Below are 12,632 nucleotides of genomic sequence, written 5' to 3'. Positions count from 1 at the left end.
ACATAATTTTATAAGATATGCATGAGTAAAGAAAATTTAAGCAGTAAATCATCTATTAATACTCCTAAAGAAGGAATAAAAAATGCAGCAGAAGATAATCAGCTTAAATCTTCAATAAATACTCCTGAAAGAGTAGAGCTTTTAGAAGCAGCACAAACAAAAGCTTCTGAGCCTTCACAGGAGAACGGCAATCGTAAAATAAGCCAGCAGGAACAAGAACGCTGCAAGAGGATACAGCACTTTACGGTGCTAGAGTTGCTCGTGCCGGAATCGCTGCAAGTGGAGTAGCAATCGAAGTGGTACAGGAGGGCAGTAAAGTTATCGCTAGTCCTACTCATATTAGTAGAAGGAGTAATTAACGTTGGAGAAAAAGTAGCAAAAGCTTATGATCCGGTTGATACACTTCAGCAAGGTGCAAAAATTAAAGAAAAAGGTCCCCCAAGTCCCGGTTTAGCCGATAAGGCATTAAATAAAATCATGACACTACCCGGTGGTGAAACTGCAGCAAATGTTCTAGAGAAAACATATAAAACATTAGGTAGTAAAGCAGTAAGACGTGCGGCTAGAATTGGTGGCGTTGCAGTATCGTTAGTCCTTAATCCCACTCCCGTTGGGGTTGGGCTTGCTGCACTTTCTTTATCAACCGTTGCTTACAATGTTGGAAAAGAAACTTTAGCAGTAAAAGAAGATAAGCGTTTAGATAGAAAGAAAAAACTTTAGAAAATATTAAAGCTAATTATGTGAAGCAAGCAGAGTTAGTAGTTACTACTCGAATAGATAAAGCAAAAGATAGCCCTGAACTTAAAAATGTCTTGTATACTTAATGAGCTAAAATTTACCAAGAAAAAGTTGAATCTGAAAAATTAAATACAACTAGAACTAAAGAGATTTTAAAAGCAATACGAGATACTACCTTAGAGACGGTATCTTTAGTAGCACAAGCAAGCTCTGTAGGCGGTATTATAGGCGGTTTGGTAGCAGGTGCTACTGGAGGAGGAGCGGAGTCCTAATGTAATAGGTGAAGGAGATGCTAATTTAGTGCGTATGGAGCGAACAAAAGATAAAATAAATCAAATAAATAGTTTAAAACATCAATAGGAAATTATGAAGATAAGAAAGACTTGCTTGAAAAAGAAAGGCAAGCAAAAATAGATACCAAAGCATTAGAAGAATTTTTAACTATACCCCCTAAAATTGATCAATTAAGTGAAGGGCAGCTAAGAGAGCATTTTAATGTAACTAGAGCAAAGGTTGCAGCGAGACCTGAATTTGCTCCTCCTGCTGAAAAAACTAATTTTGAAAAAGTTAAATCGGCAGTAAAAGTAGGAGTCGGTTATTTTGTTGAATCGCAATTTGGTGATTTAAAAGAAATATACGGTAAAAAAGAAGAAATATTTCAATCTTTTATAACGCCAAATGTTAGCAATAAAGTAAAACCTGAGCAAAATAAAACTCGTGAGCAAGCCAACATATGCAAGAGAATTTGTCACGTGGCAAGGGGGTTCGTTATGGTGCTAGCGCACCATCATCACAATCAACACCGAATGCTTCTAAACACCATGAATCTTCAAGAGGATTTTAATTGTTAATAAAGACTTATAATTAATATCTTGCCGCAGAGATGTTTTTAAGCGGTGCGGAAATACTAGGGGGAGCGGTGAATTTTGTAGCGATTGTTGGAAGAAGCTAGAGTTTATAGCAAGACTCTATTGTAGTATATGTGGACAAAGATTTAGTATAAAAATCTTAGATAACTGCATTTGTGGAAATTGTTATAGCAACAAACCTAATTATGAGTTTGCTCGCAGCTTATTTAAGTGTAATGAGCATAGCAAAAAAATAGTTCATCAGTTTAAATATCAAGATAAGACGATATTTGCTAAGACCTTTGCTAAGCTTTTATATAATAGATATAGCAGCGAGGATATAAAAGATATTGATTTAATCATACCTGTACCTACGAATGTATAATCCTGCTCGTATTTTAGCTATGGAAATTGCAAAAGTTACCGATAAAATGTTAAAAGCTGAGATTTTAACTAAAGCAAAATGGACTAAGTCTCAGACTTTTCTCTCACGAAAACAACACAAAAATAATATAAAGGGTAGTATCAAATTTAACACAAAGTATAATATTGAAACATCTTATTAGTCGATGATGTCGTTACCACTGCTGTTACTATAAATGAATGTGCTAAAATTTTACGACAAGCCGGGGGTGGCGTTGGTAAAAGTCTTAAGTGTTGCTATGACATAACGTTATTGCAAGGGGACATGGTTGTGTGTATCGAAAAACACACTCGATGTTATCCTTTGGCTTGAACATGGGATCCAAAAAATAATAAAAATTTTTAGTATTTTTAACTGGACCTCATGGTCAAGGCACGGGGTAACACAGAAGGTAACTTATGCAAAATGAAATAAAAAAAGTTTGTGTTATCAGTGCGGAAGTAATGGGTTCAGGGATTACAGCGTTAATTGCTAATTCCTCTTATAAAGTAGTGCTGCTTGATATTATTGCTAAAGATTCCGATGATCCTAATAAAATAGTTAACACCGCTAAAGACAATTTGCATAAACAAAAACCTCCACCTCCACCTTTATCTTTTCCTGATAAAGCAAATTTCATTACCATCGGTAATTTAGAATATGATTTAGATTTAATTAAAGAATGTGATTTAGTGATTGAAGTTATTGGTGAGAAGTTAGAAATCAAACACCAATTATATAATAAAATTATTCCTTATCTTAAAGAAGATGCAATTATTGCTTCTAATATCTCTACATTACCGCTTGAAAGACTCAAAGAGAATTTACCAGATAATATTAAATCTAGGTTCGTTATTACGCATTTCTTCAATCCGCCAAGATAATATGGAACTGCTTGAGTTAATTATAGACCCTATGATAAAGGCTGAAGTAATAGAAAGAGTATCAGAGTTCTTAACGAAAACGCTTGGTAAAATTATAGTAAAATGTAATGATACGCCTGGTTTTATTGCTAATAGAGTAGGGTATTTTTTACTTGAATTAGTAGCCCGTAAAGCGATAAGTCAGAATCTTGATGTTGCTACTATAGATAAAATATTTACTACATTTTTGGGGCTGCCGAGTACCGGAATTTTCGGTTTATATGATCTAATCGGGTATGACGTAATGAAGTTCATTTCAAGTTCATTACTTGCCTCTCTTCCTGCAAATGATGCTTATCATAAAACAATATGTAAAGACCCTTGTCTTGATAAGATGATAGAGAAGCAGTTAATTGGACGTAAAAGTGACGGTGGATTTTATCGTTTATCGGTATCAAATGGCAAAAAGATTAAAGAAGTTATCAATATAAACGACTTATCATATAGTCCTGTTCAAAAAGTAGATATTTTAATCTTGATGCGCTTCTTGTAAGTGATTCGGTTTACGGTAAATTTTTTACTGAAATTATCACGGAATTTTATGTTTATTTAGTAGGTCTAGTTTCGTCGGTTACGGATAATATTTATGATATCGATGCTGCCATGAAGCTTGGTTACAGCTGGAAATATGGTCCATTTGAATTATTGACTATAGCGGCTAAAAACGGTTGGAATTCGGTAATTAAAAATGCCGATTTAATGCATATCCCACTTCCGCAATATTTAGCCAATAAAGAATATCAAAAAATCGATAAACAAAAATTTAATTCTCACAAAGATATTTTACAAGAAAGTCAGATAGTATTAGAGAATAGCTCGGCAAAATTAATACTTTATCAAGATGTTTTGATTTTTGTTATTACTATAAAAATGAATTGTTTAAATCATGAGGTGTTTTATTTACTACAAGAAGCAGCAAGTAAAGCCGAAAATGACGGTAAAAATCTTTGTATTTATCCGCAAGGAAATAATTTGTCTGCCGGTGCTGATTTAAAACTTCTTCTGTCTTATATTGAAGGAATTTTCACGATCTAGAGAATTTACTAAAGTTGGGATAGTGAACCATGCTCCACTTAAAATATTCCTCTGTACATGTTATTAGCTTGTGGTCTTGGTGTGGCACTTGGATGTGGATATGAGCTGTTATTGCACTCAAGCTTTATTATAGGAAATCAAGAACTTAACGCAGGGCTTGTAGAACTTGGTGTTGGTTTAATACCCGGGTGGGGCGGTGTTACCGAAATGTTTGCTGGAAGTAATGGTAATAAAACTGCACTAATTAGAAATATCAGCAATATTATAGAGCAGAATAAAACAAGTTCAGCCGGATTACTTGAAAGCAGATTATGATGTAGAGAATATGCACGTAATATTATATTTTAGAGGAAGCTTTAAAATTAAACCTACCTAAAAAGATATTACCGATTCCGCATAAAATTACTTTGCCTAAAATAAATTTAGCAACAGCAATAGATACATCAAAATATAACGATCTACAAAATAAGGTGCTTAGCAAATTTCAAGATATTATTGATACACATAATGAAACAAATGAAGAAGAGCTACTTGCCTATGAGTAGGAAATATTGTGAGAACTTGTAAAAGATCCAAAAACTATAGAGAAGCTGAAAGTAATTGTGGGATAAACTCCTACTATGTCATTTCTGCGAAAGCAGGAATCCAGAAAAAGTAGTCTTAATATTGACAAAATAAACCTAAAAAAACAAGTTGTTTGTAGGTTTTACTGGATTCCCGCTTTCGCAGAAATGACATAAAAACCGTGCGGGTAATGTTACTCCACAATAATATTGCCTATAACACCACGATAGTAAGTTTGAGGGTCGTACATAGCTTCACTGTAAATAGCAGGAGTAGAGAATATGCCCTTATTAACTGCTTTGATTTTATACTGATACGTCATTTTTTGATCAGAAATAGTACCGAAAATCATAACTCTATCATCACGATTATTTATATATATCGGTTTCCATATAATTATTTCCTGCGTGCGTTCTAATATATTTATGTGGTTGTTATCCGGTAAAAGCTCGAAGCCTGCCGGTAATAAATCAAGTAGAACCATATTGCTCAAGGTTTTATTACTACCTGAACGCATGGTGATTTCCACCGTAATATTATCACCTAATTTTACTTTGCTAACCTCTTTATTATTTTCATCGAGATATTTTTTTGTTATTTCTATGCCTTTAAATATCTCTTTATGTTCTGTTAATTGCTTATCATAGCCTGAAGTTAAAAGCTGATAGAAAAAGCCGTTACTTGAGGATGTTAAGTCGATATTCTTATTTTCTACCGACAGCTCAGCAATCATCACTTTATTGCCTGTTAAAGTAACTTCTTTATCTGTAGAGGTTACTTTAATAGTAGCCTCATCTACATGATGTATTTTATCGGCATAGGCAAGACTTGCCATAATAGCATAGCTTGCGGATAGGCTATTATAGTTATCTTTAGCAAAAAGAGCGATATCCTGTACAATGTTTGGGTCAAAGTCTTTTAACCGTTCTGGAAAATGCATAGAAATTAAGTATAAATACTGACTATATTTTATTAGAGGATTGTAATACTGATAGTCTGTTTTTGATATAGGTTTATTTAGAGTAATCTGTCTAATAATTTCTCCGCTTCTTCATTTATTTGCAGCATTTTATAGCTAGCTGCTAAATAAACGCTAGTCAAATCATCTTGCCATGTATTTTTATGGTACTCGTCTAAATATTTTAAAATATTTGCAATATAGCTTGTAGTAATAACGCTGTTTTGTGTCAGGATATAAACCGCATATGCCTTTTCTCTTGCTTCATCTAAGGAGTTTATTGATCTGTTAGCCATATTCTCTAAATAGTAAATACCTTGATTAAATGTATCACTTGGAACGGCTAAATATCTAGTTGCTCCCTCGCTTAAGAAATGCATAGCATAAACGGAAATAAATGGATCGGAATCGTTATTAAAATTGTTCCAATATCTCTAAATCCACCGTCATAATTTTGACGTTCTGATAAAGTTTGGAATATTTTTGATAATGATTCATCCATTTTTTTACGATCAGTTTTAAGAATCTGAACTCGCTCTTGTGCATTATATAATAAAATATTGGCAAAATTTTGGCTTATTAATTGTTCAGTGCAACCATAGGGATAATTATCTAGGAAATCTTTAAAGCCAGAAATAATAGCTAGCGGTGATTTAGAAGCGGAAATTTGTAGTTTAGCAAATTCAGGATATACATCCCGTAAGATTTTTAAATTAGCCTTGTTGTCTGTAATAAAGCCTGTATTAACTGTTGTAACGTTCGGACTAGCAGGGCGAACGCTCGTAGTACTAGTTAATTCGGAGCTATGTACTACTGCCATAGATATTATATCCGGCTTTAGGTGATTTATAGAAGCCACAACCTTTAAATCTGCCGAACCGATTTGATTTTTGCAGGAAGTGTTAATCCAATATCTTGTTTATGTTTATAAATGCCCGCAGTAAACGGTACTACTGCATAGCTAAACGGTGATATAAAGATTTCCGTAGCTTCTATGTCTCTTATAAATTGTACATTTACATATCCTTTACCCTCAAAGCCGTCAGGAATTTTTATTTCTTGAATGCTATTATTTGCATCAGCTTTAAACCATTCAAAATTATGTACTTTATCGGTCTCGATAGTAATTAACCCATAACCTGTATAAGGAGTTATAATATTTAAAAGAATAGTATCGCCGGCTTTATAATCATCTTTATCAAGTTTAACTTTTAAATTTGCTTTGTCTGTTAAATTAGCCGTAACATTTCCTTCACCTATTACCGAAAATTCAGCTTAGGCAAAGATTGTATCTTCTGTATCGGTTAAGTAAATAACGTAATCGCCTGCTTCTTTAGTAGGCACTTTATAAATATAACTTTCGTTTGCCGTGATATTAATTTTGTCAGAAGATATATTAGTCTCAATAGGTACTGAACTGTAAGAATAATTACCGTTACTATCTGCTACTAAGTTATTTACATAATTAATCTTTTTTAAGTTAAGAGTTAAATTAGGTGCAGCTACTTTTTCTGCTTTATTTGATATGGCTATGAATTCTATTGCCGCGCTTGTTTTTGTCTTAATATATTTTAGATCCGCTATTGTTCTAAATCCTATAATATAAGGCAGAGGTGACACTATAAGCGATTTGCTTGCGTTTACGCTTCTTCCTGAATCAGGCTCAAATCCTTCTGTTGAAAATGTTAGATTAAAAGTAGCGTTATAATATTTCTCAAGGTTAAGGTCAAAGTTTGCCGTACCTTTAGAGTCGGTAGTAATATCTCCTAAACGTAAAAACTCTTTATTTCCTTTGCTACTATAAAATTTATATTCTTTAAATCTAGGTACGAAAAACTCGGTAGGTCTAATATCAATAAAGCCGTTGACTTTTCTATTTTCTGCAGGAGTGCCGTAAAGATTTATGAGATTAACGGTTGCTTTAAGATCTTTTGGATTCCTCCATAGCTCATCTTGTGAGTTATTGAAGTTTATGTTTATTTTCATGCAGTCAGGCTGAAAATCACCAACCCTGACAGACACGCTATTAAGATAGTTATTGCTGCCTTTATCTCCTACTAAATATAAGCTTATATTGTATAAGCCGGTTAAGGCATCATCAAGCGTTGAGAATAAATATTCGCCGAATCCTTCTGCATCTAGAACTATTTTACTTTTATCTATTACTTTTCCTCTAGGGTTAGTTACTTGTATTTCTAAAGGTAAGCCGTCAAATTTTCCTTGCCAGTCGGTTTGTTTGAGCATAATGCCTATGTGACCTTGCTCGCTTGGTCTATAGATGCCACGATCGGAAAATAAATAAGCTTTTAACCATTGATCAGAACTAACGGCTCCTGCTACATCAAACCGAGAATAATTAACTTGTCTATCAATTCTACTATACGGCATAAATGAAAAATCATCCTTAGTAGTGAATATATAAGCCACGGGAGTTTTTTCTTTTGAAAAATCATTTATATTTGATAAAACGGCATGTCCTTTACTATCGGTTTTGCTGCTTACTAACACCTCACCGTTAAGTCCTATAATATCTGCTTTTACGCCTCCAGCCGGTTTACCGTTACTGATATAAGAAACAAAGATATGATGCATCCCGGTTTTATCGGTTTTTACTATACAACCAAGATCGGTAAAAAATTAATCTTTTATCTTGAGATATAATGTTATTATTGTCTTTAGCATAAACTTTTGCTAGAAATAACCCCTTGGAATAGCTGCCTGCTTCTTCTACATTAAAATATTTACTGAAATCTAAATCGGTATAATGAGGTAAATTTAAATTTTGAGAGTTCACTATTACTTCGTCTTGAAATACCTCGGAAATATTATACTCATTAAAGGTATATTCATTTATAAAAGTTGGGTTTTGGAAAATATTATATCTATTTGTTTGGCTGATTAAATGATTAACTTCTTGCTGATTACTCTTATCGATTTCTAAATATAATTTATCTATGCCAAGTGAATATACGGGCAGCTTTCTTTCGCCAGCTAATGAAAGAATAGAACCGTCGTACATTAGCTTAACTTCTTTAGGGTTACCCGGTATTTGTACGATTTGAAAATAATCTGAGCCGAGTGTTAAATTATCCGATGTTTTAACACCTTGATTTACTTTAACAAGCAAAGCTCTTGAGGCAAACGTATCTACTTTAAAACTATGCATAGTAGTAATGCTTGGGACGGAAGATAAAAGCTCAAAATTTATTTTTTCACTCGATTTAAGAATATCATCGGTTATTTCTTTCGGATTTTGCCATTTATAGTTTTTTTGCCTGCAACTCCTAAGAAAGCCTGCTTATCCTGCGGAAAAATAACTCTAAATGTTTTTTTATTTCCTCACCCGACACCGGTGTATTTGTGGTAATTATAATTATCTGTTCCGGTTTTAGTTTATCATCTTTAACAATTGTAGCAGTACTATTAGTGATTTTTAAATATGAGGATAGACTTGGAATTAATACATTTTCTTTATAAGAATATCTTATGTTATTTGGCGTCTTATTATTTTGATCTTTTACATTGCTTCCGTATTATTGGTATTGAATTTGATAGAAAACGGTAATTTTTCTTTAGTTGAAGATTTTATAAACTCTATTTTCCTCTAGAGTGTTAGGATCGATAGGATAGTTAAAAGCTATTTTAGTTTGAACGAATTTTTTGGAAATATCGATATTATCCTGTAGATAATTCATTTCTTTAATAATAGGAAGTAGTGGTAAAATCGTGAAACTTATATTATTACTTTTTAAACCGACAAAATTAGGGAATATATAATCTTCGATAGTAATCTTATAAGTTTGATGAGCTACAAAATTGCTTTCTGGAGTAAAATTTATGTTATACCACCAGCCAAATCACCATTCTCCTTTAATATCAGATGAAATAGATATGTAATTATTTATTTTTTTTCCGTTAAGCCCTAGCTCTCTTTGTGGCTTTGTACACCATTCTTTAATTCTAGAGTCGCAAAGGTCAATATTTAACGCATTTTGTCCTGCTAACAGATTTTCGTTAGTTAATTTAAAATATAAAGGTATTTTTTCGTTAAAGCTTGCAGCAATTAGTTGTAAATTTATTAAACATACGAAAATAGTAAATACAAATTTGCGGAAAATATTTTTCATATCTATAGCTTATTATTTATGATCACTTCAATTATATATAAATAAAATTAAGTAAAGTAATGAATAAGGATATTTTTTTCAATATTCAGCAAAAATTTTTTTGTTATTTGGACAAGAAGAGTGTTATGAGATTATCATAATATTCGGATTTACTATATTAGGAGGCAACTATTTGCACAAGCTATGTGTGTATTACTTTTCACTACAATTTTAAATATATTGTTAAAATATATATTTGAAATAACTTTGAATCCTGCTCTAAATATTAAAGGTTTTGCTTTCCCTAGCGGTCATATGAGCAGCGGCGTAGTATTTTACGGTTGGTTGTTTGCAAATATTATATATTCCTTATTAAAATAATAGTAGTGACTTTAACCGGTATGGGATTTGCGCTGATTTATAAGGGCTATCATTATCCGGTTGATATTATTGCATATAACAATTGGAATAATGGTTATTGCTGTTATATATAGTGTAACCAAAGAAGAGATTATTCAAAAATACCCTTATATGTTTGGAGCGTTTTTATGGCTATTAACCGTACCGATGGTAGCTTATCTTAAAATTATTGACGTGCATTGTCTTGCTTGGGTATGGACGGTATTTTGGGGATTACTCGGTTTTACTATTTCTGGACGACTGTTTTATAAATATTTTGATTTTCCTCAATCAAAAAAATCGTTTTATTAATTTAGCTATCATTGTTGCTTCAGTAGCTTTGATTGCATATATTAATTATCTATTCAAACAATATTTGGGATATAAGTTTTATTTAACTTGGTTCTTAATAGGTTTTAGTTTTCCACTATCGGTGAGGTTATGCCATATTCATATAAGATCAACGTATTAGTATATGAAGTGAGTTAAGTTGCACTTCGTTTCCTTATTTATCGTATAAAGCGAAATTTCCTATTGACTTTTATATAAAACAGTATAAGTTTCTTTACAATTTAATTTTTTATAAAGACATTATGCTCGGCTATGAGAAAGAACAAAGCAGCTTAAATCGTAATCAAAAAGAAGCAATAGGTTTATTATCTGTTGGTACATTTCTTGAATATTTTGACCTTATGCTTTATGTACATATGGTAGTAGTATTCAATGAATTGTTTTTGCCAAAGGCTTATCCAAAAGTAGTTTTTATTTATTCTGTATCTGCTTTTTGTTCAACATATTTATTAAGACCTTTTGGAGCTTTTTAATATTTGGTTGGATAGGAGACGCTATAGGACGTAAAACAACAATTATTACTACCACCTTTTTCAATGTCTATATCTTGTTTAGCATAGATGATGTGAAGAAAGATGAGTCTCCCAAAAGACAAAAAATTGACCTCAGTCGAAATGATTTATTGTTGCAGAAAATTAAGAATAATGATCCTGAAATTGTTCGTGTAGAACTACCTTATGAAGAAGATAGTAGTTTTTTGTCAATTGTAATTAAAACTTTAGAGAAAAATACTGTAGTAAAAGAAATTGATTTATATGGCAGCAACCTTAGTAACGATGATATAAAAAATCTAAGTAAAATTGTAAAGTTAAATCAAATATCACATTTAAACCTGAATTCTACTTCTTTAGATAGTGAAAAAATAAAAATTCTTATTGATGCTTTAGCCGATAATACCTCTCTTGAATATTTATCTTTAAATTCTATTGCGCTGAAAATAGAATATTTAAGAATATTAATAGATGCTATTAAAAACCACCCTAATTTAAGTTCTTTAGCATTATAGTAGTGAAGTAGGAAATAAAGGAGCAGCAATTATTAGTGAGTTGTTTCATTCAAAACTACCGTTAAAATACTTAGATATAGGACAAATGAATATTACTGCCGAAGGGATAGACGTTATCGCAAATAATATTAGCAGTGCAAAATTAATGTCGTTAAATTTAGGGTATAAGAACCTTAGAAACGAGGGAGTCATAAAATTACTGCATGCTTTAATGGCTAATCAATATATTAAAGAATTAATATTAAATGAAACAAGAATCTCCGAAAAAAGTGCAGAAGTAATTGAAAATTTTTAACCTCACATCTATTGATACTTTAGATTTAAAACAAATAACTTAGGAGATGAAAATATATAGCATCTGCTTTAAAATTAAATCCATGGTTAAAAACTCTAAATCTTAATAACAAGAATTTAACCCATAATAATATAAAAGAACTTACTACTGCATTAACCGAAAATAAAGCGTTAGAAACTTTACTCATAAGCAATAATATTGAAATAGGAGATCTAGGTTTTGAAGCAATAGCGAACATGCTACAAAAAAACAATTCTCTAAAAAAATTAGCGCTTATGAACATTAAATTAGGAGATCTAAGAGATAATAACATAACCAATTTGGGTGCGGAAAGCTTAAAAAGCATTCCAGGTAACATGACGATTTTAGTAGACGGTAATGATATTGATAATTCAATATTTGAGAAAAGCGTTGAGGCTTTAGGAGAAAAGAATTAAAATTATAAAATAATATTTATATGGCAAATCTAACAAATGCACAGAAAGAAAGGTTAACAGTAGAGTGTGTTAAATATGTAGATAGCCAGACAGTAGAGGAATCATAAGAGATAAAAAATCGAGAGAGGCTTTATTAAAAAGTATTATATTAAACGAATCTATATCTGCCTTAAAAATCCTTACTGAACACTATAAGAAAATACACAAAAATAATAGTGAAACCCTGGATGAAAGTTTTGAAAAATTAGCAGTTCTAGCGGTTTTAGCAAGTAAAACAGAAAAGATGATTCCAAAACAACTTGTTCCTTATATGGTATTTCATGTTGGATTTGCTGACGAGAATCCTACCCACGGGCTATTCAATGACAACAACAACTCAAATCTGCAGAATTTTGCATATGCTTTCCGTACTCGACTTAACTCAAAGATTATAAAAGAAAATGATACTCCTTTACAAAATAGACGCTTTGATGCCTTAGGTAGGTTAATTCTATAATAGCCAATGTAGTGCCGTATGTTTTGACGGCAAACAAATTTTAGTAGCGTTCAACGAATTACATAATTCTAGT

The 12,632-nt window shown here is 31.9% G+C and carries 14 protein-coding genes and 2 pseudogenes; 15 read left to right on the top strand and 1 reads right to left on the bottom strand.

The genetic code is table 11. The features are described 5' to 3' along the window. Positions 1-21: 21 nt before the first annotated feature. The 9 genes from BTU51_RS07880 (at position 22) to BTU51_RS09320 (ending at position 4,492) form a co-directional block, all read left to right on the top strand. Positions 22-288: a hypothetical protein gene (locus tag BTU51_RS07880; protein WP_012151013.1), complete on the top strand. Its 267-nt coding sequence runs from the start codon at positions 22-24 to the stop codon at positions 286-288. Between the two features lie 189 nt (positions 289-477). Then, entirely contained in the window at positions 478-720 is a 243-nt protein-coding gene (locus BTU51_RS08860) for a hypothetical protein (protein ID WP_012151011.1), read from the top strand. Between the two features lie 401 nt (positions 721-1,121). Continuing rightward, the gene (locus tag BTU51_RS04860) at positions 1,122-1,589 is read left to right on the top strand and encodes a hypothetical protein (RefSeq protein WP_012262472.1); all 468 of its coding nucleotides are present in this window, start codon (positions 1,122-1,124) and stop codon (positions 1,587-1,589) included. Positions 1,590-1,605: 16 nt separating this feature from the next. Beyond that, positions 1,606-1,971: a ComF family protein gene (locus tag BTU51_RS09330; protein ID WP_075807955.1), complete on the top strand. Its 366-nt coding sequence runs from the start codon at positions 1,606-1,608 to the stop codon at positions 1,969-1,971. 437 nt (positions 1,972-2,408) lie between these two features. Next, positions 2,409-2,873: a 3-hydroxyacyl-CoA dehydrogenase family protein gene (locus tag BTU51_RS04845; RefSeq protein ID WP_012262470.1), complete on the top strand. Its 465-nt coding sequence runs from the start codon at positions 2,409-2,411 to the stop codon at positions 2,871-2,873. Between the two features lies 1 nt (position 2,874). Beyond that, positions 2,875-3,405 (top strand): 3-hydroxyacyl-CoA dehydrogenase family protein, encoded by a 531-nt coding sequence (locus BTU51_RS04840; protein WP_230453737.1) that lies wholly within the window; start codon positions 2,875-2,877, stop codon positions 3,403-3,405. A 110-nt stretch (positions 3,406-3,515) separates the two neighbouring features. Further along, positions 3,516-3,947: a Clp protease/crotonase-like domain-containing protein gene (locus BTU51_RS04835; RefSeq protein ID WP_041472475.1), complete on the top strand. Its 432-nt coding sequence runs from the start codon at positions 3,516-3,518 to the stop codon at positions 3,945-3,947. Positions 3,948-4,004: 57 nt separating this feature from the next. Further along, entirely contained in the window at positions 4,005-4,262 is a 258-nt protein-coding gene (locus tag BTU51_RS09325; RefSeq protein ID WP_041472474.1) for an enoyl-CoA hydratase/isomerase family protein, read from the top strand. A 92-nt stretch (positions 4,263-4,354) separates the two neighbouring features. After that, positions 4,355-4,492 carry a hypothetical protein gene (locus tag BTU51_RS09320; RefSeq protein WP_230453736.1) on the top strand — a complete coding sequence of 46 codons (138 nt, stop codon included), beginning with the start codon at positions 4,355-4,357 and terminating at the stop codon, positions 4,490-4,492. A gap of 212 nt (positions 4,493-4,704) precedes the next feature. Here the strand turns inward: BTU51_RS09320 and BTU51_RS04820 are convergent. After that, positions 4,705-9,596: pseudogene (locus BTU51_RS04820) on the bottom strand (alpha-2-macroglobulin family protein). Positions 9,597-9,815: 219 nt separating this feature from the next. Here BTU51_RS04820 and BTU51_RS08255 point away from each other — a divergent pair. The 6 genes and pseudogenes from BTU51_RS08255 to BTU51_RS09310 all read left to right on the top strand — a co-directional run bounded on the left by BTU51_RS08255 (position 9,816) and on the right by BTU51_RS09310 (position 12,559). Then, positions 9,816-9,956 carry a phosphatase PAP2 family protein gene (locus BTU51_RS08255; RefSeq protein WP_155114726.1) on the top strand — a complete coding sequence of 47 codons (141 nt, stop codon included), beginning with the start codon at positions 9,816-9,818 and terminating at the stop codon, positions 9,954-9,956. A 90-nt stretch (positions 9,957-10,046) separates the two neighbouring features. Then, complete coding sequence (locus tag BTU51_RS09315) at positions 10,047-10,286, top strand: hypothetical protein (protein ID WP_230453735.1); 240 nt, start codon at positions 10,047-10,049, stop codon at positions 10,284-10,286. A gap of 281 nt (positions 10,287-10,567) precedes the next feature. After that, positions 10,568-10,798: a hypothetical protein gene (locus BTU51_RS04810; protein ID WP_012262466.1), complete on the top strand. Its 231-nt coding sequence runs from the start codon at positions 10,568-10,570 to the stop codon at positions 10,796-10,798. 92 nt (positions 10,799-10,890) lie between these two features. Then, positions 10,891-11,649, top strand: a pseudogene (locus tag BTU51_RS04805) (leucine-rich repeat domain-containing protein). 213 nt (positions 11,650-11,862) lie between these two features. Continuing rightward, complete coding sequence (locus BTU51_RS04795; protein WP_012151008.1) at positions 11,863-12,063, top strand: hypothetical protein; 201 nt, start codon at positions 11,863-11,865, stop codon at positions 12,061-12,063. Between the two features lie 283 nt (positions 12,064-12,346). Next, a complete protein-coding gene (locus BTU51_RS09310) occupies positions 12,347-12,559 on the top strand; it encodes a hypothetical protein (protein ID WP_012151007.1) in 213 nt (70 codons plus the stop codon). The last annotated feature ends 73 nt before the right edge of the window (positions 12,560-12,632 follow it).

The organism is Rickettsia rickettsii (assembly GCF_001951015.1).
GTDB lineage: Bacteria > Pseudomonadota > Alphaproteobacteria > Rickettsiales > Rickettsiaceae > Rickettsia > Rickettsia rickettsii.
The sequence above is the reverse complement of the archived record's forward strand: the minus strand, read 5'-3'. Positions and strand labels throughout refer to the sequence as shown.